Genomic DNA, 22,245 nt, shown 5'->3' on the forward strand with positions numbered 1-22,245 from the left:
TTCACCCTTCCGCCCGCAGGGTGGTCTTGTGCCAGATTCCCCCGGTCGCCACGAGGGCGAACCCCGCCATCTCCAGGAGGTTGCCGGGGTGTCCCTCGAACCAGGTCCCGTAGAACACCGCGTTCACCAGCCACATGAGGCCCACCGCGAGACACAACATCCCACCGGAGAAGAGGACCCAGGCATAACCCCACATCCCTCCCAGGAAGGCGACCGCGGGCGCAAGGCCGAGGGGCACGAGGAGGACGGCAAGGAATGTAAAGAGGAGGCCCAGAAGATCCCGCGCCGTCAGCGGGCTGTGGCTCAGCACGGGCCGGAGAAAGGCAGCGCTCCCCAGGGCGAGCACCGCAAATCCCACCACGGCCAGGAAAGCGAGCTGCGACCCCCTCAGCAGACCCAGTTCCCGGATCCTCCGCACCTCCTCCCCCACCGCAGCCAGGACCACGAGGAAAAACGCCCCGGTGAACGCATCGACCTCGGGGGTCGGCCCTCCCGTCCCCCGGTAGTGATGGAAGGCAAAGGCCGCGCGTCCCAGGGTCCAGAGAAGGAAGGCGCCACTAAGCCCCAGCCAGACCCGCCGTTCCCGCTCCTGGGGGCGGTAGGCCCGGGCGACCCCGAGGGCCGAGAGGGCTGCGAGAAAAGGAAACAGCACGAGGGCCACGTGGACCCGAAGGGCCTGCCATTCCCGGGCCGCGGTTCCCACGGGACGCTCCAGCACGGCCCACGCGGCGAGCAGGAACAGGACCGCGATGGCTGCCGCCAGGGAGTAGAACCGACGCATGGCCCCTCAGGATCCCATGAGCTGCCCGAGTAGATCCACTTCGGCCACTCCCAGCTCCCGGAGCAGGCCCTGCGCCGTCCGTACCAGGAACGCCTGGCCGGCCACTTTCCGGACGATCTCCGCGCAGCGTGCGACCGCAGCCTTCAGGACCTGAACCTCCACGGGGCCCTGCAGCCGGCCCTCCACAAAGACCCCTCCGCAGCCCGCGAGAACCGCCTGGATCTCCCTCTCCAGCTGGCGGGCTGGGCCGGGGCCCACAAGCCTCTGATAGCGCTGGTATAAGCCTTCCAGCATCTTCGTCCAGACACGGACATCTTCCGCATCCGGGCCGGGAGTGGGCTCGGGCAAAGGTGGCTCGGCTTCGGAAGCCTCCACCTCCGGCGCTCTCCGTTCGAGCTGCGGGGAGGCTTCTGGTACAGGTTCCGAAGGCACCGGCTGGGATTCGATCCACGCCTCGGGAAAGAGCTCTTCCGGGAGGGGATGCACGGAGATGACGCCGTCCGGGTGTTCCGCCTCCCGAGCGAGGAGGGCTGTAGCCTGCTCCGGATCCGTGTGCGCTCCCAAGGGCGTCCGGGCATAGCGAACCGTACCCCGGAACACAAGCAGGTAATAGGCCCCCTGTGGCCACCGGACCGCCACCACCCCACTGAAGGACCGGTGCCGCAGAAACCGCAACAGGCCTTCCAGGTCCGTGTACGCAGTGGCGAGATCGCGGTAGAGGGGCGGGGCCTCCAATCCCTCGACCAAGAGGTTCCCCAGCTGTTCTTCCCCCTGCCGTACATCGTCGGAGATCATGGCCCCCTCTCCCGGACCCCGGAGTCTACCGGATCCCCCGCTCTCGGTAGTACCGCAGGGCTCCCGCATGCATGGGGATGGGCATTCCCTGACGAGCCGTCTCCGGTCGGATGTCCCGTCCCCGGGCGTGGGCCTGATGAAGGACCGCCACGTTCTCCCACAGGGCCCTGGTGAGCTCGTAGACGAGGTCTTCGGGCAGATCCGCCCGGGTGATGAGCATGGCCATCACGGCCGCGGTGGGAACCGCTTCCGCATGTCCCCGGTATGTGTTGGGGGGAATGGTCTGCGGCGTGTAGTACGGGTAACGCTCTCGGAGGCGGGCCAGGACCGGGGCGGGGATGGGGAGGATCCGGATGTCGCGGACCGCGGCGATGTCCTGGACCGCCGCGGTGGGGATTCCCGCGGTGAGGAAGGCGGCATCGATCACCCCGTCCTTCAACTGATCCGCGGCCTCCGCGAAGCTCAGGAACTCCGCGGTCACGGTTTTCACCAGCCCGTGGATGTGGCGGGTCTGGGCATACCCGATGTCGTAGGCCCGGAGGATCTGGCGGGCATTCACCTCTGTCCCGCTGCCCGGAGCCCCGACGGCTACCCGCTTTCCCGCCAGATCCTCGATGGAGCGGATTCCCTTGCCCTGCAGGGTGACCACTTGGATGGTCTCCGGGTACAGCATGGCCAATCCCCGCAGGCGCGTTTGCGGGTCCCGGCTGAACATCTCAATGCCGTTGTAGGCGTAGTACACGATGTCGTTCTGGGCGAAGGCCACCTCCACGTCTCCCCGGCTGATGAGCCGGATGTTGGCCACGGAGGCCCCCGTCGCCTGCGCCGTGGCCTGAACCCCTGGAACCCGCTCTGTCCACATGCGTGCCAGGGCGCTCCCGAGGGGAAAGTACACGCCGGCGGTCCCACCCGTGGCGATGTTCAGCAACCGGCGGGGCTGCGCACCTGCCCCTGTTATGCCGAGGACTGCGCTGAAAACCAGCACCATGACGAACCGGATTCCGCGCAAGGGCATCCCCCCTTTGGCCTCACGGGTCTTCCATACCACATCCCCAAATCCCCAACCGGATCTCACGGCACCACCATAAACCGGGAACCCTCTACCCGCAGGACCATGGCCTCCCGGGCCGCATTCCCGGACTGGTCGAAGCGGAGCGTGCCCGTGACCCCCGGGTAGTCCCGTACGTGGGCCAGGGCATCGCGGACCCTACTTCGGTCAAGCGGGCCCGTAGGCGGGATCCGGACCTGCTTGAGGGCGAAGGCGAGCACCTTGACCGCGTCGTACGCCTGCGCGGCGAAGGCATCCGGGTTTACGCCATACTTCTCCCGATAGGCCCGCACGAAACTCCGCACCGCGGGAATGGTGCTCTCCGGAAAGAAGGCGGAGGCAACCACGAGGCCTTCCGCGTTCTTCCCCAGGGCGGTTACCACCTCCGGGTTCGCAAAGGCGTCTGGAGAGAGCACCGGGAGTTTGGGGCCCGTCTCCACGACCTGGGCGAGGAAGACCCTCCCCTCGTCCGGGTAGCCCGCGAAGAGCACCGCCTGCGCGTTCTCCGACCGGATGGCCTGAAGGAAGGGACGGAAATCCCGGGTGCCGTCCTGGAACCTCCGCTGTCCCGTCACCGAGCCTCCTCCCGGGCCCAGGAAAGCCTCCACGAAGGAATTGGCCACGGAGGAGCCATACTCGGTGGTGTCGTGCAGGACGGCCACCCGTCGGAGCCCGCTGCGGCGGGCGAAGGCGGCCAGGGCCCGCCCCTGAAGGGCCGCGGGCAGAGCGGTGCGGAAGAAGAAGTTTCCCGCAAAGGGAATCTCGCCCGTGGCGCCGGGGCTGATCAGGGGGACCTGGGCACGGATGGCGGCGGGAGAGAGGGCGATGGCCACGGTGTCCGTGAATCCCCCGATGACCGCGGCGATCCGGGGCGATGCCGCCGCCTCCGCGAAGAGCGCCCCCGCCCGCTCGAAGGAGCCGTGGTCATCCGAGATGCGAAGTTCTATCCGGATCCGGCCCTCCGCGTTGACCTCCTCCACGGCGAGCGCCGCCCCGCGTTGGGCGCTCAAGGCCGCCTCCGCCACCCCGCTGGTGAGGGGGAGGATGGCGGCGACCTCCACCCCCGCGGGGCCTTGGGCGCCCTGGCAGGCGAGCAGCAACCCCACCAGGGGAATCCAGAGGAAGAGGAAGCGGGAGGTTGCCCGTGGGATGGCCATCACGGCGCTCCGTCCAGGATGCGGCGGTACAGGGAGAGCACGTTATAGACGTACCACTGGGTCTCGCTGTACGGGGGGATTCCTCCGTGGAAGGCCACCGCACCCCGGCCCGCGTTGTACGCGGCCAGGGCCAGCGGAAGGTTGTGGTACCCATAGCGCTCCAGATGGCCCCGCAGAACCCGTACCGTTCCGTACACGTTCTCCACCGGATCGAACGGACGCAGGACCCCCACCGCGCGAGCGGTTTCCGGCATCAGCTGCCCTAATCCCAGAGCCCCCGCCCGGGAGACGGCCCTGGGATTGAAGCCCGACTCCACCGCGATCACGGCGGCCACCAGGCGGGGATCCACGTTGAAGCCGCGGGCATACCCTACAAGGGCCGTCCCGATGCGAAGGGCCTCCTCCGGGGAAAGACGGGGGTTGTAGCTCCGGGCCATCCAGGCATACGTGCGGGGATCCACGGCGGCATAGCGGGATGGATCCCACGCCCGACCTGCCCGCACCCCCCAGAGGGCATACCGGACCGCCGGGCTCGCGGGGGCCAACTGGATCACCCGTTGGAAAAGGCCCTGCGCCCCCCTGTGGTCTCCCAAGGCCGCACGGGCGTAGCCGAGCCACAGGAGGGCCACGGGATCCCGGGGCCGCAGCCGAACCGCCCGTTCCAGGGCCCGTTGGGCCACCCGGAACCTACCCGCCTGGTAGGCACTCGCCCCGAGCCACGTCCAAGCGAGTCCGTCTCCGGGATGCCGCCGCACCACCCCGAAGAAGGCACCTACTGCATCCCCGTAGCGGCCCGCCCGGTACCAGGAAACCCCCCGGGCCCATTCGAGATCAGCGGCGTGCGCGTGCGTTGCCACTGCCCCAACCAGGAGGACGGCCACACCCCTCATGGAACGCTGGAACGGAGATGCGAGGCCACCCGATCCAGGTATTTCTTCATCAGAAGGCGAGCCTTGCCGAGGTTCCCACCCTGGCGAAGGACGATGACCAAGGCGTAATCGATCTCCACCGCGCTGACCACCAGCACCGCCTTCTCCCCCGAAATCACACAGTACTCCAAGGGGCCTCCGTTCACCTTTCGCACCAGGTAGGCACTCAATTTGGTCAGAACGCCGAGGTCCGGACCCGCACGGCCCACCGACAGGGTTCCGTCCACGGAGTGAAGATCTACGACCTCCCCGTCCAGGCGGATGACCGCCGCGCAGGCACCACCCTCCACGTTGGTCACCATCTCCCGGAGGATCTCTCTCAGCGCCATGGTCTCCCCGAGAGGGTTTCTTTCCTTGTTCGCCCTCCAGGGGAGGATTCCTGCCTTGCATCCCAGAGGCCATCCGACCCCGCCCCACGACCCTCTCCACCCATCGGAGTAGGCGGGTGGTGAAGAACTCCCGGGGGTGGATGGGGTCTACCAGGATGGTGTAGAGGCCCAGGAGGTTGGCGGGAAGGATATCCGTGAACAGCTGGTCGCCGATGGCCGCGGTCTGCGGGGGAGTCGTCCCCAGGAGCCCCATGGCCCTCCGCAGGCGGATGGGGTTTGGCTTGGGGAACCCGCCCACCGCGGGAAATCCGAGCCGCTTGCAGATCCGTCGGACCCGGGAGGGAGGGGCGTTGGAGACCAGCACGACCCGGAGCCCCGTCCGGTGGAGGTCCTCTAGCCACCGCATCACCTCCTCCGGGGGGTCCTCCTCAGAGGGGGAAAGGAGGGTGTTATCTAGGTCGAGGATCAGCCCCCGGATCCCCAGGGCAGCCAGCTCCGCGGGCTCGACCTCCGTAATCCGGCGCACCACCTGCCGCGGTGTGATCCATCGGATCACCGGCCGTTCCTCGCGCGCCGAATGGCCTGAAGGTGCTCTGCGAAGGTCCGGCTGAAGAGGTGTGTCCCATCCCCTTGGGCCACGTAATAGTAGTACCCGTGGTGCTCCGGCTCCACCGCGGCCCGCAGGGCCGCCAGGCCCGGGTTGGCGATGGGGCCAGGGGGGAGTCCTTTCGTCCGGTACGTGTTGTAGGGCGAGTCCACCTCTAGATCCTGCGTGCGGACCACCGGGCGGTGCGTGCCCAGGGCGTACAGCACGGAGGCATCGATCTGAAGGGGCATTCCCGCCCGAAGCCGGTTGTAGATCACGCCCGCGATCCGTGCACGTTCCCACGGGACCCTGGCCTCACGCTCCACCATGGAGGCCACGGTAACCACCTCGTGGGGGGAAAGCCTGAGGGGGAGAGGGCGAGCGAAAAGCGTCCGGGTAACCTCCTCGAACCGTGCCACCAGGATCCGCACCACCTCCTCCTCCGGAAGGCCGCGGGGGAGAAGGTAGGTGTCCGGGAACAGGTAGCCTTCCAGGGAGCCCGAGCGATTCCCCCGCATTTGGGGGATCCAGAACCGTCCGGGCTGCTGGACGAGGGCCAGGAACCGGTCCGCCCGCCCCAGCCCCGCCCGCTCGATCCGCCGGGCGATCTCCTGCGCGGTGACCCCCTCCGGGAGGGTCAACCGGTGCCGCACCACGTCCCCCATCCACATCCGACGGAGGATCTGTTCCACGCTCTCCCGCGGGGAGATCTCGTACTCGCCCGCCCGCAGACGGTGGTGAAAGCCCAGCACACGACTGTACAGGGAAAACACCACCGCGCTGCGAACCAGCCCTCGCCGCTTCAGGATCCGGGCGATCTCACCAGCACTCGCCCCCCCAGGAATTTCCACCCGCTGTGCGGGTCCGGTGCCCACCGGACGGCCGCCCCACCACGCGGCTCCCCCTCCACCCGCCACCGCCAGCCCGAGGAGCAGCACCACGTGTCCGGCTCTGATCACTCTTCGTCTTCGTCCTCGTCCTCGAAGTCGAACTCCTCTTCCTCCTCGTCGTCGAGGGGGAAGTCCTCTTCTTCCTCCTCGGGCTCCTCCTCGTAGTCCTCGAACTCGATCTCCACGTCCTCCTCCAGGTGCTCCACCACCCGGTTGAACTCGTCCTCGTCCTCCACAGGGACGAGGGTCTGGTCGTCCTCCACGCGGAGGATGCGGGCAGGACTATGGTCCTCCTCCCCGGCGGGAGCCACCACCACGTATTCCTGCCCGTCTACCTCCACGTACTCCAACACCGTGTATTCCTGCTCGTTTCCTTCCTCATCCGTGAGGGTGATGACCTCGTATTCCTCCCGCTTCGGCACGGAAATCCCCTCCTTCTTAACTAGGGAGTTGCAAGGCCTGACCCGGAACGACGCAGATACCCTTCCAGGATAAGGGCGGCGGCCACCCCATCCCGCAGCTCCCGGCGGCGGGTGGGAGCGTGGCCGCGGAGCACGTGCTCCGCGGCCACGGTGGTGAGCCGCTCGTCCCAGAACACCACCGGGACCCGAGTCCGACGGGCCAGGGCTTCCCCGAACCGGCGGGCGGCCCGCGCCATCCTTCCCTCTGTCCCGTCCATGTTCCGGGGGAGCCCCACCACAACGCGGGAAACACCCAACCGCACCACCACCTCCGCGATGGCGTCCAGGATCTCTCGGGTGCTCCGACGCGGGAGGGTCCGGAAGGGCTGTGCGATGGTTCCGGTGGGGTCACTCACCGCCAGCCCCACCCTCCGGGCTCCGAGGTCTACAGCGAGCACCCGTCCCCTCACGGATCCCCTACGGGGGTGGCTTCCCGAAGGAGGCCACGGACAACTTCCGGAACCCACCCCAGCGCCTCATCCAGCCGCGAGGGATCCCGGCCCCCAGCCTGGGCGAGTTCCGGTCGACCCCCTCCGGAACCGCCCACCCGCTCGGCCACGGGACGGATCACCTCTGGAGCCCGCACGCGGTGCACCAAGTCCTGGGTCACCATGGCCACCAGAACCACCCGATCCGCATCCACACCTCCGAGTACGATCACCCCGCTTTGGAGGCGCTCCCGTAACCGATCCCCCACCGCCCGCAGGGCCTCGTGCGGGAGGCCATCCAGGCGGGCCACGGCCACCCGGACCCCCTCCACCTCCTGGGCGGAAGCTACGATCCGATCCAGGTCTTCGGCAACCCGCTGCCGCTGCCAAGTCTGCAGGGTCCGCTCCAGCTCTCGGACGCGCGCCTGCAGGCGCTCCACGCGGGCCCGGAGCTCCTCCGGGGAAGCCCGTAGCTGAGCGGCCAGGTCTTCCAGAACCTCCAGTCTGCGCCGCTGCCACGCCATGGCCGCGCGGCCGCACACCGCCTCGATGCGCCGGACTCCCGCGGCCACGCCCACCTCCTGGGTGATCCAGAAGGTCCCGATCTCCCCGGTATTCCGCACATGGGTTCCACCGCAAAGCTCCCGGCTGTAGTCCCCGATGGAGACCATGCGCACCACATCCCCGTACTTCTCTCCGAAGAGCGCCACCGCACCCCGCCGGATGGCCTCTTCGTACGGGAGGTAGCGGACACGGACCGGGATCGCCTTCAGGATGTGCTCGTTCACCCGATCCTCGATGGCCCGCAGCTGCTCCCGGCTGAGGGGCTGAAGGTGCAGGAAATCGAACCGGAGGCGATCCGGAGCCACCAGGGAACCCGCCTGCCGGGCGTGCTCCCCGAGGATCTCCCGCAGCGCCCTGTGCAGGAGGTGCGTGGCGGTGTGGTGGCGCATGGTGTCCCTGCGTCGCTCCTCATCTACCACGGCCTCCACCCGCTGACCCATCCGTAGTGTCCCCCGGACCACCACGCCCCGGTGCGCGGTGAGGCCCTCCGTGGGCCGCTGCGTGTCCCGGACCTCGAAGTACCCGTCCCGCCACCGCAGCTGTCCCCTATCTCCCACCTGCCCTCCCGCCTCCGCGTAGAAGGGGGTCCGGTCGAGGACCACCTCCGCTTCCTCACCCTCCCGCACCTCTTGCACGGGCTTCCCGTCCCGGACGAGGGCCACCACCCGGCCCCGGGCCCGCAGCCGGCGATATCCCACGAACTCCGTCCGCACCCCTGTGCGGGACAGCCCCGCGAGTGGATGCTCCACGGCCCGGAAGGGAGCCTGGGCCCGGGCCCGTTCCCGTTGCTCCGCCATGGATAGCTCGAAACCCGCCCAATCGATCTCGAGCCCGTGCTCCCGTGCGATGTCCTGGGTCATCTCCCGGGGGAAGCCGTAGGTGTCGTAGAGGCGGAAGACCTCCTCTCCCGCGAGAATCCGCCGACCCTCGGCCTTGGCCTGGGCCAGGATCTCCTCCAGCCGCGCCATCCCCGCATCCAGGGTCTGGGCGAACCGCTCCTCCTCGCGGGTGATCACCTCCCGGATGAACCTCCCGTGCGTCCGCAGCTCCGGGTACACCTCCCCCATCTCCCGCACCACCACTTCCGCCACCTCCGCGAGGAAGGGGCGGTCCAAGCCCAGGGTGCGGCCGAATCGGGCCGCCCGTCGCAGAATCATGCGCAGCACGTAGTTGCGGCCCTCGTTGCCAGGCACCACCCCGTCCGCGATGAGGAAGGCTGCCGCCCGGGCGTGGTCCGCGATGACCCGGTATGCCACCAGGCGGGCCTCCCGCTCCGCGTCTGAATGCCCTACCAGTTCCTGTGTTCTCCGGATGAGGGGCAGGAAGAGATCCGTATCGTAGTTGTCCCTCCCCCCCTGCAGGACGCTCACGATGCGCTCCAGCCCCATGCCCGTATCCACATGCTTGGACGGCAGGGGCTCCAGGGTGGTAGGCCCCGTCCGGTTGTACTGGATGAACACCAGGTTCCACAGCTCCAAAAACCGCTCGCAATCCCCGTTCACCCGGCACACATGGCCCGGCACGTTCCGCTTATCGCAGAACTCCGGGCCCCGGTCGATGTGGATCTCACTGTCGGGACCGCAGGGGCCGACCTCCGCCATCTCCCAGAAGTTCTCCTTCCGGCCGAAGAAGAGAAGATGACCGGGATCGAATCCGGGCTGGCGCAGCCAGATCTCCGCGGCCTCCTCGTCCCGGGGAATCTCCCCCAGTTCGTCCTCGAAGCAGGTGGCCCACAGCCGCTCCCGGGGGATCCCCCACACCTCCGTCAGCAGCTCCCACGCCCACGCGATGGCCTCCGCCTTGTAGTAGTCCCCGAAGGACCAGTTCCCCAGCATCTCGAAGAAGGTGTGATGGTACCCGTCACGACCTACGTCCTCCAGGTCGTTGTGCTTACCCGAGACCCGCATGCACTTCTGCACGTCCACGGCCCGCCGGTAGGGACGGGTGCCCGTGCCCAGGAACACATCCTTGAACTGCACCATGCCCGAGTTCGTGAACAGCAGGGTGGGATCTTCGGGAATCAGGGACATGCTGGGGACCCGCATATGTCCCCGCTCCTCGAAAAACCGGAGGAAGGACTCCCGGATCTCCTTGGACGTCCAACGCACCACGCGTTCACCTCTCTCCCATATACTATCGCTCCCCGCGGGTCGTGGACGGGGCCCTTCGCGGGAAGAGGAGCCGCTCCAGGTGTCCCCGCAGACGGCCCCACCACCCGTTCTGGGCGGACGCGAGGGCCACCGCCCGCTCCTGCACCTCGTCCCGCTCCTCTGCCACGTCCAAGACCCGCTCCTCCACCTCTAGGCGGCGGACCTCGCCCGGTCCTGCAGGGATCCCCTCGGCCTTCAGGGGGAGGACTTCCACCTCCTCGAGGTGGATTCCCTCCCGGGCCAGGCAGTGCACCTGCCGGCCCGTGGCCTCTTCCAGGGCCCGAAGCCACGCATCCCCGTCCCGGAAGAGCTCCGCATGGACAAGCGGATGCACGTGAACCGCTACTCCGGGAGCTTGGGAGGTCCGGACCGTGCGCGGGAGATCCCGACGAATTCGGTTGGCCACCGTTCGGGGGGAGAGCACCCGGCCCCGCCCCTCGCAGTACGGACAGGGGATGCGGAGGACGTGCTCCAGATCCTGGTGGACCCGCTTGCGGGTGAGCTCCACCAACCCCAGCTGCGTCAGGTCGATGAGGTGGGTGCGGGTCCGATCCGTCCGGATGGCCTCCTCCAGGGCCCGGAGGACCTGCCGGCGGTGCTGTTCATTCTCCATGTCGATGAAATCCACGAGGATGATGCCCCCGATGTCCCGGAGCCGGATCTGGCGTACCACCTCCCGGGCCGCCTCCAGGTTGGTGTGGAGGATGGTGGTCTCCAGATCGATTTTCCCTACGTACTTCCCCGTGTTCACGTCCACCACGGTGAAGGCCTCCGTCCGATCGATCACCAGATACCCCCCGGACGGAAGCCATACCTTCCGACGCAGGGCGTTCTGGATCTCCCGCTCGATCCCGAAGTGTTCGAACACAGGCTCCTCCCCCTGGTAGAGCTCCAGCCGGGAGCGCAGGTGTGGGGCGTAGGACTTCACCAGATCCATGATCTGCTCGTACTCCCGGGGGGAGTCCACCACGAACCGGCTCACCTCCTCGGTGAACAGGTCCCGCACCACGCGCCGGATGAGACGGAGGTCCTGGTACAGGAGGGCGGGCGCCCGGAGATGCCGGGCCCGTTCCAGTACCCGGTTCCAGACGCTCAGGAGATAGCGGAGATCGTTCTGCAGATCCCGCTCCGACGCCCCCTGGGCCGCAGTCCGCACGATGAGGCCCATTTTCGCGGGCCGGATGCGCTCCGCGATCTCCCGTAGCCGCCTGCGCTCCGCCTCGCTCTCGATCCTGCGGGACACCCCTACGTAGCTCACCGTGGGCATGAGGACCAGGTAGTAGGCGGGCAGGGCCACGTACGTGGTCACCCGGGCCCCTTTGGTGCCCGTAGGCTCCTTGGTGACCTGCACGATGATCTCCTGCCCCGGCCGCAACCGCTGCTGGATGGCGCCCCGGCCGATAGCATCCTCCAGTTCCTCCCCCCCGATGCGCTGTGCCCGCACGTCGCTCACGTGTAGGAAAGCGTTCCGCGCCAGTCCGATATCCACGAAGGCCGCGTCCATTCCCCGTAGGACGTTGGCCACCCGACCCTTGTAGATGTTGCCCACCACAGGTTCGTCCCGCTCGATGAAGAGGTTCACGAGCTCCCCGTCTTCCCGTACGGCCACCCGAACCTCGAACGGCTCCACGTTCGCGAAGATCTCCCGCTTCATGGCCCACTCCAGCCTCGACGTCTCCCCAGATTGAGGAGGATCCCGGTGGCGGCTAGGTTCGCGAGCAGCGCGCTTCCCCCGTAGGAGAGGAAGGGCAGCGGGATCCCCGTGACCGGCATCACCCCCACCGTCATCCCCACGTTGACCAGGACGTGAAATCCCACCATGGCAACGATCCCCACCCCCACCAGCCTTCCGAAGGCATCCGGAGCCCGCTGGGCCGCCTGCAGCCCCCGGATCAGGTATACCCAGAAGAGCCCCAGGACTCCTATAGCCCCCACAAATCCCAACTCCTCCCCGATCACCGCGAACACGAAGTCCGTGTGCTGCATGGGCAAAAACTGCAGGGTGTTCTGGGTTCCCTGAAAGAGACCCTTGCCCCACACCTGCCCGCTCCCGATGGCGATCTTGGACTGGATGAGGTGGTAGCCCGCCCCCAGGGGATCCAGGCTGGGGTCCAGGAACACCAGGAGCCGTTTCTGCTGATACGGCTTCAGCCACCGCCACACCACGGGCATGACGGCTAGGCCCATCCCCACCAGTCCCGCCAGGGTGCGGAGTGGGGTGCCCACCGCGAACAGCATCCCCAGGACGATGGCGAGGAACACGAGGGTGGTGCCGAGGTCCGGCTGCAGGAACACCAGCACCAGGGCTGGAAGCACCCACAGGCACCGGCCCATTACTGCCCCGAGTGTTCGGGGCGGTGTGGTCTGGCGGGCCAGGGCGTCCGAGAGAAGGAGGATCACGCTGAGCTTCGCAAGCTCCGAGGGTTGGAAGCTGAGAGGGCCCAACTGCAGCCAGCGCTGGGCACCGAGTCGCTCGTGGCCCGCCAGATCTACCAGCAGGAGGAGCGCCAAACTCAGTCCGTACAGTCCTTTCGCCACACGCCGGAAGGTCTCAAGGGGCAAGGCGGCACACACGCCCAGCAGCACCATCCCCCCCGCGAGGTGCGCGAGCCGCGCGGAAAGGAGCCCGGAAGGGGATTCCGGAGAACGCGTGGCGCTCAGGATGGCCAGGGTTCCAAGGGTGCACAGCCCCAGGGCGCTCACGAGGAGCACGGGATCCATCCCCGCCACCCACCGGCGGAGGACCCCCAGGCGCGAGAGGCGTCGGCGTTTCAAGGATGGCCGGCCGTGCGATCCGTTGGTGCGTACAGCTGTTGCCACGTCTGGATCACCCGGCGTGCGATGGGAGCAGCCGCGATCCCCCCTCGAGCCCCGTGCTCCACCGACACCACCACCACGAGGCGGGGATCATCGGCCGGGGCATACCCTGCAAACCATGCGTGCGGCCTGCCGCGGGGGGTCTCCGCGCTCCCCGTCTTCCCGGCTACGGAGAGCCCCGCCACCGCCGCGGCCCGTCCGGTTCCCTCCTCCACCACGGCCACCAGCCCTTCCCGGATCGCGGCCCAGGCCTGGGGGGAGAGGGAGAGGCGACGGCGCACTACGGGTCCACTGGTGTACAGGACCCGCCCCTCCGGGGAGAGGACGGACCGAAGGAGTCGAGGCTGCAGGACCTGCCCGCCGTTGGCTACCGCGGCCATCATCCGGGCCACCTGCAGGGGGGTGACGAGGGTGAACCCCTGCCCGATGGCCATGTTCAGGGTATCCCCGGGGTACCACGGTTCCCCGAACACCTGCTGTTTGTACTCCAGAGTCGGAACAATTCCCTCCACCTCCCCAGGCAGATCCACCCCCGTGCGCTCCCCAAATCCAAGGGATCGGGCCATCCGGGCGAGGTGGGTGGCCCCTACCCGAAGGCCCAGCTGCCAAAACATCACGTTGCAGGACTGGGCGACCCCAGAGCGGAAGGTCACCCTTCCGTGAGCCCGCAGGTCCCGGAAAACGCGCCCCCCGAGGAGGAAGCTCCCGGAGCAGAAAAAGGTACTGCGCGCGTCCGCGGCCGAGGTGTGCAGCGCGGCGAGTCCCGTGACCACCTTGAACACGGAACCCGGCTCGTACGCCGCGGCGATCGCACGGTTCAGGAGGGGGGTCCGCGGATCGTCCGCGATCCGCCGCCACACCTCGGGAGAGATCCCCACCGCGAACAGGTTGGGGTCGTACGAAGGCCAGCTGGCCATAGCCAGGATCTCCCCGGTTCGGGGATCCATGGCCACCACCGCCCCCGGCCGCGCGCCCAGGGCCCGCTCCGCGGCCTCCTGCAGGCGGAGATCCAGGGTCAGCACCACGGTGTTCCCGGGTCGGCCCTCCCGCTGGCGGAGCACCCGCAGGGGACGCCCCGCGGCGTCCACTTCCACCACCTGCTCTCCGTCCTCGCCCCGCAGCAGCCGGTCGTACTGTCGTTCCACCCCTGCCTTCCCGATCAGGTCGCCCATCTCATAGCCCCACCACCGCAGATGCTGCAGTTCCGATCCGCTGATCTCCCCCAGGTAGCCCAGGACATGGGCCGCGAGAGGGCCATGGGGATAGGACCGGAGGGGATCCGCGATCACCGCCACCCCCTGGAGATCTGTACGTCGCTCCTCCAGGGTGGTGAGGATGCGGATCCCGACATCCCGTTGGATCCGCACGAGGGCGAAGGGAGGTGCCCCACGCAGCTTCTCCCGGAGCTCCCCCGTGGGAGTCCCCAGCACCCGACTCAGAACCTCCAAGACTCCTCCGCGATCCCGGAGTGCCATAGGGAGCAAGGCCACGGAGAAGGAGGGGCGGTTGGTGACCAGGGGAGTCCCCCGGCGGTCCAGAATCAATCCCCGGGGAGCCGCCAGGCGGTTGATCCGAAGCCGGTTTCCCTGGGCCAGCTGATCGTAGTAAGCACCCTGGAGGACCTGGAGCTGCCAGAGCCGTAACCCCAGGAGCCCCAGCGCTCCCGTGAGCACGGCCGCGAGAGCGGCCATGCGGGCCGAGCCCTCGAGCTGCTCCTCACCGGGAAGTCGCACGACTGGGCCTCCCACCCTCGGATCCCCTCCGTACCGCCCAATAGACGAGCGGCGCCATCGCCGCATGGGAGAATGCAAAGAGAAGGATCTCTCCCGGTCGCCCGCCCACCGTCGGCCACCCTACCAGGGCGCGCACTCCCCACGAGGCTAAGGTGTCGATCCCGGCGCCCCCCAGGACCGCGAGGACCTGCACTCCCACGCTCCCGGGATGGGCCACATCCCTCCACAGGCCGCTCAGGAGCCCCACCAGGACCTTCGGGCCCATCTCCAGTCCGAGGGCATGGCCGCTCAGGAGATCCTGAAGGAGTCCGCCCAGCAAGCCGGCTCCCGCACCCGCCTCCGGGCCGCGGCACAGAGCCCACGCCACCACCACAAGGAGGACGAGGTCGAGCCGAACCAAAGGGAGCCGCCGGGCGAGGACAGGCTCCACCACCACCGCCCCCACCAGGCAGACCCCTAGCCAACCCGCTTCCCGCAACCGGCCCATCTCACGGCTCCTGTCCGGTACCCACCAGGAGCAGGACCTCCTCGAGACGGCTCAAATCCGCGGCTGGGACCACCTCAGCCTCCAGGAAGAGGCCGCCCTTGAGGACGGAGCGGATGATCCCCACCCGCAAGCCCCGGGGGAATACTCCCCCTAGCCCTGAGGTGACGAGCACGTCTCCCGGGCGGGCCGTGGCGTCCCGGGGAAGGTACCGAAGCCGTAGCAAGGGGCCCGCCTGACCCTCCACGATGGCCGGATCACGGGTCCGCTGCACCAGGACCCCTACCGCGCTCCGGGGGTCGCTCACGAGAAGGACCCGAGAAGCGGTGGGGTAGACCTCCAGCACCCGTCCAACCAGCCCTTCCGCGGTCACCACCACGTCGTGACGCCGCACCCCGTGCCTCCCTCCACGGTTGATGAGCACGGTGGCAAACCACGTATCGGGATCTCGGGCCACCACCCGGGCCGCGAGGGTAGCGGTCGGCAGCTCCGCCCGAAGGTCCAGCAGCCGGCGCAACCGGACCACCTCGGATCGCGCCTCCTCCAGGTCTGCCAACCTGCGGCGCAGGTGCTCCACCTCCGCGCGCAGCCGCGCATTCTCCACCCGTAGCGCCCGGATCTCCGCGAGGGCACGCCACCACCGCTCCCCGGTTTCCGCGGCCTCGTCCAGGGCCCCCTGGAGGGGCGTGAGCACCGCGAGGATCGCATGCCCCAGCCAGCCCACCGCCCGGCGGTCCGGAGCGCGGAGCTGCCCGGTGAGGAGCACCAGGACGCCCGTGAGCAGAAGGACCAGGAGGCCCGCGCGGCGCCGGGAGGGAACCCAGATCATGGGGACGCTCCGCGGGGCAGGATTGCGATCCGGACCCTCCTCATAGCCTCTTCGTGGTGATAAGCACCTTCTTTAGATGGTCGATCTCCTCCAGGGCACGGCCGGTGCCCAGGGCTACCGCGGAGAGGGGGTCGTCCGTGAGGGTTACGGGCATTCCCGTCTCCTGGGCCAGCAACCGATCCAACCCCCGCAGCAGAGCTCCTCCCCCCACCAGCACGATGCCCCGTTCCACGATGTCCGCGGCGAGTTCTGGAGGAGTCCGCTCCAGGGTCTGCCGCACCGCCTCCACGATGGCGGCTACAGGCTCGCTGAGGGCCTCCCGGATCTCCGCGCTGGTCATGCGCACGGTGCGGGGAAGCCCCGTGAGCAGGTCCCGACCTCGGACGTCCACTGCCTGCTCCTCCCGGAGCGGATAGGCAGACCCGACGGCAATCTTGATCTCCTCCGCGGTGCGCTCTCCGATGAGAAGGTTGTAGGCCTTCCGGGCGTACTGGATGATGGCCTCGTCCATCTCATCCCCGCCAATGCGGATGGACTTGCTCGTCACGATGCCGCCCAGGGCGATCACCGCCACCTCTGTGGTACCGCCCCCCACATCCACGATCATGCTGCCCACGGGCTCGCTTACGGGCAACCCCGCCCCGATGGCCGCGGCCATGGGCTCCTCGATGAGGTACGCTTCCCGGGCCCCCGCCTGTAGAGTGGCATCGATCACCGCCCGCTTTTCCACCTCCGTCACCCCTGAGGGGATCCCCACGATCACCCGCGGCTTCAGAAAGGATCGGCCCCGCAGTCCCCGGCGGATGAAGTATGCCAGCATGGCGGAGGTGGTGTCGAAATCCGCGATCACCCCGTCCCGAAGTGGCCGCACCGCCTGTACGTCCGCGGGGGTACGGCCGATCATGCGCTTGGCCTCCTCCCCCACCGCGAGCACCTGCCCATCGTCCACCCGGCGGGCGACCACGGAGGGCTCCCGGACCACGATCCCCTCCCCTCGCACGTAGACCAGGGTGTTGGCGGTCCCTAGGTCAATCCCCATGTCCCGGGAGAGATACCGGCTGAGGAACCCGTCCCACCACATCCACGACCTCCTGGGCGGTATCGAAACTCGGTGCGCGGGCCTGCTTGGGAGTCTCTCTCTGAGTGTACGCGGTTTGGGGAAAGCGGACTAGAACCCCAGGCCCCGTTCCCGCAGGCTCGTATACCGGTCGTCGCCGATCACCAGGTGATCGAGGACAGCAATGCCCAACAGCGCCCCTGCTTCCCGGAGACGCTCCGTGAGGCGGATATCCTCAGGGCTCGGCTCGGGGTTCCCGGAAGGATGGTTGTGGGCGAGGATCACCGCGTGGGCTCCCCGTCGCACCGCTTCCCGGAATACCTCCCGGGCGCACACGGATGCCCCGTTAAGCCCTCCCCGGGCAGTCTCCACGACCCCCACCACTTCGTGCCGGGTGTTCAGGAGGAGCACGCAGAAATGCTCCTGCTCCCGACCCTCCAGCTTCATGCGTACCACCCGGGCCGCGTCCTGGGCGCAACGGATCACGGGGCGCTCTGAGGGATCCACCAGCCTTGCCCGTCTGCCCAACTCCAGGGCCGCCACCAGCACCGCAGCCTTCGCAGGGCCCATCCCCTCCACCCTGCACAGCTCCTCCACCCGGGCCCGTGAAAGCCCCTGGAGCCCTCCAAACCGCGCCAGCAGTCGATCCGCGAGCTGAAGCGCGGAGACCCCCCGGGTGCCCGTGCACAGCACCACGGCGAGGAGCTCCCGAATCCCCACTCCCTCTGGCCCCTCACTCTGGAGCCGTTCCCGGGGCCGGGCTTCGGGAGGAAGCGCACGCAGTCCCGCCATGGTCCTCCCATCCAGTGAACGCCTGAGGGACAGGGATTTCGCGGGCCTAAACCAAGCGCCATACCCAAAGGGCCAGGATCACTCCCAGGAGGATGGCGAGGTTCAGCCGGAGGGTGATCCCGAAGGTCAGGGAGAGGAGGGAAAGGTCCAGACGTAGGGGAGGCTCAAGCCCGATCTCCACGGTGCGGGCGAGGAAGGAAAGGCCCGGGAAGTTGCGCACGGATTCTGCCAACACCTGCCCCACAACACCCCCCAGGAGGAACACCAGGAACAGTGCCCCCCACGCCCGACGGCCCCGTCGCGCCATGACGTGGCACTAGGTCTTGCCCTGGTCCCCCTCGTCTTCCTCCCGCATGGTCCGACGGAAGTCCCGGATCGCCCGACCCAGGGAACTGCCGATCCCCGCCAGCCGCGAAGGTCCGAAGATCAAGAGGGCGATAAGCAGGATGACGACGAGCTCGGTGGTCCCGATCCCAAAGGGCATCCCGCACCTCCAGGCCCATTATAGCAGCCGGTCAGGTCCGCTCCCCCTCGACCGCCGCCCGCGGGCCCGGAGGACGATCAGGAGGAGCATCCCCGCCGCCAGGGCCCTCCATCGTCGGCCGACCAGGACGCGCAGGGGGTTGCTGGCCGCGCACACGCTTCCCACCGTCGCCGACGCCTCTGCCCGCATGCGGCGCACCCGGTCGAGGATCACCGTGCGGAGGGACCGGATTCCCGAAGCGCGCTCAGCAGGTCGCGGATCCATTGAAGATCCTCCCGGAGCACCGCACGGAGTTCTACGAATCTCGCCGCGCGGAGCCGGCGGACACCCGACCATGCGATCCCCGCCACGCCCAGCACCGCGAGGAGGAACACGGTGAGGGCCGCGGCCCACACGGGAAGCCAGAGGGCGAGGATCAGGGTCACCACCACGGGGGCGAACAGAACCGCCCCCGCCAGCAACGCGCCCGCTACCACCAGGAGCGCTAGACCGCTCACGGCCCGCCGCAGGACCACCTGCAGCTCGGATCGCACAAGGACCGCATGCTGCTCTGCCAACTGCGCCAGGTCGTGCAGGAGGGCCCGGACCTCGTCCTGGAAACGGTACGTCACCCTCACATCACTCCGTGCGCGGTGATGATGGCGCGGGCGATCTCCACCAACTTCCGGTTCTCCTTCTGGCTCTGCACCTGCATCCGGCGGAAGGCCTCCTGCTCGCTGATGCCGAGCCGTTTCATGAGAATCCCCTTGGCCCGCTCGATGAGCTTCCGGGCCTCCAGGGCCTCCCGCAAATCCTGCACCTCGTTCTGCAGCACCCGGAATTCCTCGAACCGTTTCCGGGCCAGCAGGATGGCGGGGAGAAGGTCCTCCTCCGTCACGGGCTTCACCAGGTAAGCGAACACCCCCGTCTCCAGGGCCCGTTCCACCAGCTCCACTTCACTGTAGGCGGTGAGGAGGACGATGGGGATGGGACGGTGTTGGAGGATCCGCTGGGCTGCGGAGATGCCGTCCAGACCCGGCATCTTGATGTCCAGAATGGCGAGGTCCGGCTCCCGCTCCTGGGCCAGCCGCACCGCCTCCTCCCCGTCCGTGGCCTCCGCCACCACCTCGAACCCCAGGGAGCGCAGCTGGGTCCGCAGGGTCATGAGGCGGATGGCCTCGTCGTCCGCGATGAGGATCCGCAACCGCTCGCTCATCGCCAAAACCGCACCTCCACCCTCGTCCCCTTTTGGCTCTCCATCCGGAAATCTCCCCGCAGATCCCGATAGACCAGATCCCGAACGATCCGGAGCCCCAGGTGGGCATCCCGCTCCGGGTCGAACCCCGGAGGCAGCCCCCGGCCGTCGTCCTCCACGGAGACCACCACCTCCGGGCCCCGAGCGTGTAGGGTGATGCGCACGTGCCCTCCCTGGCCGTTGAAGGCGTGCTGCACCGCGTTGGTCACGAGCTCGCTCAGGACCAGGGCCAGGCTGGTGGCCTGCTTGCTGGGCAGGAGCAGGTGCTCCCCCTCCACCTGGATGGACACCTGGTGTCCGGGTCCGGAGAGGTCCTGTACGATGGTCTCCCCGATGCGCTCCGCGAGCCGGTAGATGTCCACCTCCTCGATGTGCTCCACGCTCAGCATCTGGTGTACGGCCGCAATGCTCTTCACCCGCCCCATGCTGTGGCGAAGGCTCCGACGGGCCTCCTCCGGAGCGGAGAGGGCCTCCAGGTACAGGAGATCCGCCAGGGTCTGCAGGTTGTTCTTGATGCGGTGGTGCATCTCCTGGAGCAGGGTCCGCAGCTGGCGGTTGGTCTGCTCCAGCTCCTGCTCCCGCTGCCGGATGACCCGATCCCGGGCCTCCAGGTACGCTTGTCCTACGGCCAGCATCTGCACATCCACGGCCCGGTGGATGCGTTCCATGGCGAAGAGCACGTCCGGAGGGAACGCCACCCATAGCCGCTGGCTCAGCATGGCCTGTACCTGCGCGTCCACGCTGCTCCGCAGCAGGCTCATGGCCTGGAGGATCTCCTCCAGGCTGAAGTTTGACTGCAGCTGCTGGGCCGCCACCCGATGGGCGTGCTCGTGGACCTGCTCCCGGAGGACCCGCTTCTCCTCCTCCCCTTCCGCCCGCAGAACCCGGACCAGGAGCCGCAGGGTCTGGTTCCCCCACTCCTCCGCGAGGTCGGGGAAGCAGGCATATCGTGGGACCCGCCGATGGAGATCCTGCGTCCACCGCCGCAGGATGCCCGGATTGGCATGTTCCAGGTGGGCCGCGGTGGTGCGAACCGCAAACCGCACCATGCCCTCCCGGAGATGCCGGAAGGGCGCAGCCACCCGATGCAGGAAACCCCTGAAGGACCACACCATCCCCACGGATAGTGTACCAGCCGTGGGCCTGACCCCTGCTAGCGGTCCCGGACGAGGACGAACTCCGTGAGGCCGATGAGGCTTTCGCGCGCGGGCGCGGCTGGAAGTGCCTGGAGCGCCTCCAGGGCCCGTTCCGCGTGCCGACGAGCCGCTTCCCGGGCGTAGGCGAAGGAGCCGTACCGCACCAGCTCCTGGCGCAATTCCTCCACGTCCCCCTCCTGGATGAGGTGCACAAGACGCGCCCGGTCGCCGTCCCGGGCGTGTCGGAGGGCGTGGATGAGGGGGAGGGTCATCTTCCCCGACCGGATGTCGCTGCCGATGGGCTTTCCCAGAGTCTTGGGATCGCTCAACAGGTCTAGGGCATCGTCCGTGATCTGGAAGGCGATCCCCCAGTGGAGGCCGAACCGGTCCAGCCGCTCTGCCACCGCGTCCTCCGCCCCCGCCAGGAGGGCTCCGCAGGCACAGGCGGAGGCGATGAGCCGCGCGGTCTTCCCCTCCACAATGCGGAAGTAGATCCCCTCCTCCGTGTGCGGGGTGTTCCCGTACCGGATCTGGAGGATCTCCGCCTGGCTCATGGAAACCGTGGCGAGGGACATGCGGTTTGCCACCGCCGCCCGGCCGATGCGGGAGAGCAGGTGGAAGGACTTGGCGAACAGGTAATCCCCCAGCAGCACCGCCACCTGGTTGCCCCACCGGGCGTTCGCGGTGGGCTCCCCCCGACGCAGGGGGGATTCGTCGATGATGTCGTCATGGATCAGGCTCGCCACGTGGATGAGCTCCACCGCCGCCGCCAGCGCCAGGCTCTCCGCGGGAGGCTCTCCCACGGCCCGGGCACTGAGGAAGGTGAGGGCGGGACGGAGGAGCTTGCCCCGGGTCTGGAGGACATGGGTCACCAGCTCCTGGATGAAGGGATCGTCCGCCCGCAGCTCCTCAGAGAGCAGCTGCAGGAGGGCCTCCAGGTCCTCCCGGACCGGTTGGTAAAGGGTTTCCAGAGAACGTGTGGTCATCGGGATGAAGGGGCTCCCAGCTGCCGGATGTACGCCACCAGCGCCCAGATCTGTTCGTCCCTGAGAGCCCCGAAGGCCGGCATCCCGCTGCGCCGGGGGGTCTCTGCCAATCCGTGCTTGATGACCCAGAAGGTGGCGCCCGGAGGCATCCGTTCCTGAAACGCGCGGGCGTGGAAGTTTATGGGCTTGGGGTTCAGGGTAGCGCCCGCGGGGCCGTCTCCCCGGCCCTCCGGACCGTGGCAGACGGCGCACAGGGTCGCGTACTGCTGCCGCGCAGACTCCAGGGCCGCGGGACTCACGGAAGGCATACGGTTGTCCCGGGCATCCGGAGGGACCACCGCGAGGATCCCCTCCACCTGCTCGCGTCCGTCCTCCACCGGACCCGCGGCGATGCCGGCCACGCCCGGGATCGTGCGGGCCACGGGCCGCACCTCCGGTGCCACAAGACCTCCCGTCACGAACAGGTAAAGGACCGCCCAGATGGGGAGGAGGGCATAGAGCAGGAGCAGGGGTGTGGGAAGCCGCTCCCCTCGCCCCGGGCGTTCTGGCCTGGACGCTTGCTCGGCCATCCTTCC

The 22,245-nt window shown here is 68.4% G+C and carries 25 protein-coding genes and 1 pseudogene; all 26 read right to left on the minus strand.

The genetic code is table 11. The features are described from left to right. Position 1: 1 nt before the first annotated feature. The 26 genes and pseudogenes from N0A24_02055 to N0A24_02180 all read right to left on the minus strand — a co-directional run bounded on the left by N0A24_02055 (position 2) and on the right by N0A24_02180 (position 22,239). Positions 2 to 781 carry a hypothetical protein gene (locus tag N0A24_02055; GenBank protein MCS7172188.1) on the minus strand — a complete coding sequence of 260 codons (780 nt, stop codon included), beginning with the start codon at positions 779 to 781 and terminating at the stop codon, positions 2 to 4. A gap of 6 nt (positions 782 to 787) precedes the next feature. Continuing rightward, the gene (locus N0A24_02060) at positions 788 to 1,576 is read right to left on the minus strand and encodes a hypothetical protein (GenBank protein ID MCS7172189.1); all 789 of its coding nucleotides are present in this window, start codon (positions 1,574 to 1,576) and stop codon (positions 788 to 790) included. Positions 1,577 to 1,601: 25 nt separating this feature from the next. Further along, positions 1,602 to 2,651 (minus strand): TAXI family TRAP transporter solute-binding subunit, encoded by a 1,050-nt coding sequence (locus N0A24_02065; protein ID MCS7172190.1) that lies wholly within the window; start codon positions 2,649 to 2,651, stop codon positions 1,602 to 1,604. Beyond that, positions 2,648 to 3,781: an ABC transporter substrate-binding protein gene (locus N0A24_02070; protein MCS7172191.1), complete on the minus strand. Its 1,134-nt coding sequence runs from the start codon at positions 3,779 to 3,781 to the stop codon at positions 2,648 to 2,650. The genes N0A24_02065 and N0A24_02070 overlap by 4 nt, the downstream gene beginning before the upstream one ends. Next, entirely contained in the window at positions 3,781 to 4,662 is an 882-nt protein-coding gene (locus N0A24_02075) for a lytic transglycosylase domain-containing protein (protein MCS7172192.1), read from the minus strand. The genes N0A24_02070 and N0A24_02075 overlap by 1 nt, the downstream gene beginning before the upstream one ends. A gap of 5 nt (positions 4,663 to 4,667) precedes the next feature. Beyond that, complete coding sequence (locus N0A24_02080) at positions 4,668 to 5,039, minus strand: hypothetical protein (protein ID MCS7172193.1); 372 nt, start codon at positions 5,037 to 5,039, stop codon at positions 4,668 to 4,670. Between the two features lie 552 nt (positions 5,040 to 5,591). Next, the gene (mltG, locus tag N0A24_02085) at positions 5,592 to 6,584 is read right to left on the minus strand and encodes an endolytic transglycosylase MltG (GenBank protein ID MCS7172194.1); all 993 of its coding nucleotides are present in this window, start codon (positions 6,582 to 6,584) and stop codon (positions 5,592 to 5,594) included. After that, positions 6,581 to 6,937: a DUF1292 domain-containing protein gene (locus tag N0A24_02090; protein ID MCS7172195.1), complete on the minus strand. Its 357-nt coding sequence runs from the start codon at positions 6,935 to 6,937 to the stop codon at positions 6,581 to 6,583. The genes mltG and N0A24_02090 overlap by 4 nt, the downstream gene beginning before the upstream one ends. Before the next feature lie 20 nt (positions 6,938 to 6,957). Beyond that, positions 6,958 to 7,386, minus strand: coding sequence for a Holliday junction resolvase RuvX (gene ruvX, locus N0A24_02095; protein ID MCS7172196.1), 429 nt, complete (start codon positions 7,384 to 7,386; stop codon positions 6,958 to 6,960). Then, complete coding sequence (alaS, locus tag N0A24_02100) at positions 7,383 to 10,079, minus strand: alanine--tRNA ligase (protein ID MCS7172197.1); 2,697 nt, start codon at positions 10,077 to 10,079, stop codon at positions 7,383 to 7,385. Before alaS ends, ruvX begins: the two co-directional genes overlap by 4 nt. A 22-nt stretch (positions 10,080 to 10,101) precedes the next feature. Then, positions 10,102 to 11,772 (minus strand): Rne/Rng family ribonuclease, encoded by a 1,671-nt coding sequence (locus N0A24_02105; protein ID MCS7172198.1) that lies wholly within the window; start codon positions 11,770 to 11,772, stop codon positions 10,102 to 10,104. Beyond that, positions 11,769 to 12,839, minus strand: coding sequence for a rod shape-determining protein RodA (gene rodA, locus N0A24_02110; GenBank protein ID MCS7172199.1), 1,071 nt, complete (start codon positions 12,837 to 12,839; stop codon positions 11,769 to 11,771). Before rodA ends, N0A24_02105 begins: the two co-directional genes overlap by 4 nt. A 50-nt stretch (positions 12,840 to 12,889) precedes the next feature. Beyond that, entirely contained in the window at positions 12,890 to 14,668 is a 1,779-nt protein-coding gene (gene mrdA / locus N0A24_02115; GenBank protein ID MCS7172200.1) for a penicillin-binding protein 2, read from the minus strand. Further along, positions 14,652 to 15,155 (minus strand): rod shape-determining protein MreD, encoded by a 504-nt coding sequence (mreD, locus tag N0A24_02120; GenBank protein ID MCS7172201.1) that lies wholly within the window; start codon positions 15,153 to 15,155, stop codon positions 14,652 to 14,654. The genes mrdA and mreD overlap by 17 nt, the downstream gene beginning before the upstream one ends. A gap of 1 nt (position 15,156) precedes the next feature. Next, on the minus strand, positions 15,157 to 15,918 hold the full coding sequence (gene mreC / locus N0A24_02125) for a rod shape-determining protein MreC (protein MCS7172202.1): 762 nt from the start codon (positions 15,916 to 15,918) through the stop codon (positions 15,157 to 15,159). Then, positions 15,869 to 15,974 (minus strand): annotated as a pseudogene (locus tag N0A24_02130) (RDD family protein). Before N0A24_02130 ends, mreC begins: the two are co-directional and overlap by 50 nt. 47 nt (positions 15,975 to 16,021) lie before the next feature. Beyond that, a complete protein-coding gene (locus N0A24_02135) occupies positions 16,022 to 17,062 on the minus strand; it encodes a rod shape-determining protein (protein ID MCS7172203.1) in 1,041 nt (346 codons plus the stop codon). A gap of 87 nt (positions 17,063 to 17,149) precedes the next feature. Then, the gene (gene radC / locus N0A24_02140) at positions 17,150 to 17,830 is read right to left on the minus strand and encodes a DNA repair protein RadC (GenBank protein ID MCS7172204.1); all 681 of its coding nucleotides are present in this window, start codon (positions 17,828 to 17,830) and stop codon (positions 17,150 to 17,152) included. Positions 17,831 to 17,876: 46 nt separating this feature from the next. Continuing rightward, the gene (locus N0A24_02145; protein MCS7172205.1) at positions 17,877 to 18,137 is read right to left on the minus strand and encodes a DUF4321 domain-containing protein; all 261 of its coding nucleotides are present in this window, start codon (positions 18,135 to 18,137) and stop codon (positions 17,877 to 17,879) included. A gap of 9 nt (positions 18,138 to 18,146) precedes the next feature. Further along, positions 18,147 to 18,314, minus strand: a complete 168-nt coding sequence (gene tatA / locus N0A24_02150; protein MCS7172206.1) for a twin-arginine translocase TatA/TatE family subunit — start codon at positions 18,312 to 18,314, stop codon at positions 18,147 to 18,149. An 18-nt stretch (positions 18,315 to 18,332) separates the two neighbouring features. Beyond that, positions 18,333 to 18,578, minus strand: a complete 246-nt coding sequence (locus tag N0A24_02155) for a hypothetical protein (protein MCS7172207.1) — start codon at positions 18,576 to 18,578, stop codon at positions 18,333 to 18,335. Continuing rightward, positions 18,524 to 18,925: a phage holin family protein gene (locus N0A24_02160; GenBank protein MCS7172208.1), complete on the minus strand. Its 402-nt coding sequence runs from the start codon at positions 18,923 to 18,925 to the stop codon at positions 18,524 to 18,526. The genes N0A24_02155 and N0A24_02160 overlap by 55 nt, the downstream gene beginning before the upstream one ends. 2 nt (positions 18,926 to 18,927) lie before the next feature. Further along, positions 18,928 to 19,509, minus strand: coding sequence for a response regulator (locus N0A24_02165; protein MCS7172209.1), 582 nt, complete (start codon positions 19,507 to 19,509; stop codon positions 18,928 to 18,930). After that, positions 19,506 to 20,594: a sensor histidine kinase gene (locus tag N0A24_02170; GenBank protein MCS7172210.1), complete on the minus strand. Its 1,089-nt coding sequence runs from the start codon at positions 20,592 to 20,594 to the stop codon at positions 19,506 to 19,508. The genes N0A24_02165 and N0A24_02170 overlap by 4 nt, the downstream gene beginning before the upstream one ends. A 107-nt stretch (positions 20,595 to 20,701) precedes the next feature. Further along, entirely contained in the window at positions 20,702 to 21,670 is a 969-nt protein-coding gene (locus N0A24_02175; GenBank protein MCS7172211.1) for a polyprenyl synthetase family protein, read from the minus strand. Further along, a complete protein-coding gene (locus N0A24_02180) occupies positions 21,667 to 22,239 on the minus strand; it encodes a cytochrome c (protein ID MCS7172212.1) in 573 nt (190 codons plus the stop codon). The genes N0A24_02175 and N0A24_02180 overlap by 4 nt, the downstream gene beginning before the upstream one ends. Between the last annotated feature and the right edge of the window lie 6 nt (positions 22,240 to 22,245).

This window comes from Armatimonadota bacterium (assembly GCA_025059775.1).
GTDB lineage: Bacteria > Sysuimicrobiota > Sysuimicrobiia > Sysuimicrobiales > Sysuimicrobiaceae > Sysuimicrobium.

Bases quoted from the DNA above. Each gene is read 5' to 3' on its own strand.
- N0A24_02070 (MCS7172191.1), bottom strand. From the start codon at position 3,781: ATGGCCATCCCACGGGCAACCTCCCGCTTCCTCTTCCTCTGGATTCCC.
- N0A24_02165 (MCS7172209.1), bottom strand. From the start codon at position 19,509: ATGAGCGAGCGGTTGCGGATCCTCATCGCGGACGACGAGGCCATCCGC.
- N0A24_02060 (MCS7172189.1), bottom strand. From the start codon at position 1,576: ATGATCTCCGACGATGTACGGCAGGGGGAAGAACAGCTGGGGAACCTC.
- N0A24_02135 (MCS7172203.1), bottom strand. From the start codon at position 17,062: ATGTGGTGGGACGGGTTCCTCAGCCGGTATCTCTCCCGGGACATGGGG.
- mreD (MCS7172201.1), bottom strand. From the start codon at position 15,155: ATGGGCCGGTTGCGGGAAGCGGGTTGGCTAGGGGTCTGCCTGGTGGGG.
- N0A24_02155 (MCS7172207.1), bottom strand. From the start codon at position 18,578: ATGGATCCGCGACCTGCTGAGCGCGCTTCGGGAATCCGGTCCCTCCGC.
- rodA (MCS7172199.1), bottom strand. From the start codon at position 12,839: ATGGATCCCGTGCTCCTCGTGAGCGCCCTGGGGCTGTGCACCCTTGGA.
- N0A24_02180 (MCS7172212.1), bottom strand. From the start codon at position 22,239: ATGGCCGAGCAAGCGTCCAGGCCAGAACGCCCGGGGCGAGGGGAGCGG.
- N0A24_02105 (MCS7172198.1), bottom strand. From the start codon at position 11,772: ATGAAGCGGGAGATCTTCGCGAACGTGGAGCCGTTCGAGGTTCGGGTG.
- N0A24_02080 (MCS7172193.1), bottom strand. From the start codon at position 5,039: ATGGCGCTGAGAGAGATCCTCCGGGAGATGGTGACCAACGTGGAGGGT.
- N0A24_02145 (MCS7172205.1), bottom strand. From the start codon at position 18,137: ATGGCGCGACGGGGCCGTCGGGCGTGGGGGGCACTGTTCCTGGTGTTC.
- N0A24_02055 (MCS7172188.1), bottom strand. From the start codon at position 781: ATGCGTCGGTTCTACTCCCTGGCGGCAGCCATCGCGGTCCTGTTCCTG.
- radC (MCS7172204.1), bottom strand. From the start codon at position 17,830: ATGGCGGGACTGCGTGCGCTTCCTCCCGAAGCCCGGCCCCGGGAACGG.
- tatA (MCS7172206.1), bottom strand. From the start codon at position 18,314: ATGCCCTTTGGGATCGGGACCACCGAGCTCGTCGTCATCCTGCTTATC.
- N0A24_02175 (MCS7172211.1), bottom strand. From the start codon at position 21,670: ATGACCACACGTTCTCTGGAAACCCTTTACCAACCGGTCCGGGAGGAC.